Below are 239 nucleotides of genomic sequence, written 5' to 3' on the forward strand. Positions count from 1 at the left end.
TCAGCTTGTTCCGGATTGTTAAAGAGCAAATACTTCGCAATACACGCAGGGTGTATTCTGAATACCGTGGGTGCGCACCTTTCACTTGCGTACCAAGCAGGTGGCGTCCCTTAGGGGATTCGAACCCCTGTTACCGCCGTGAAAGGGCGGTGTCCTGGGCCTCTAGACGAAAGGGACATATATCTTTCGCAGACACCCTGCTTCTTACATCTATCAGACAATCTGTGTGAGCACTGCGC

General features: G+C 51.9%; 1 tRNA gene. It reads right to left on the minus strand.

Going from position 1 to position 239, the window contains the following annotated elements:
* Nucleotides 1–101 precede the first annotated feature (101 nt).
* Nucleotides 102–177, minus strand: a tRNA-Glu gene (locus tag GV764_RS08960).
* Between the last annotated feature and the right edge of the window lie 62 nt (nucleotides 178–239).

The sequence above is a fragment of the Atlantibacter hermannii genome, from assembly GCF_009907385.1.
GTDB lineage: Bacteria > Pseudomonadota > Gammaproteobacteria > Enterobacterales > Enterobacteriaceae > Atlantibacter > Atlantibacter hermannii_A.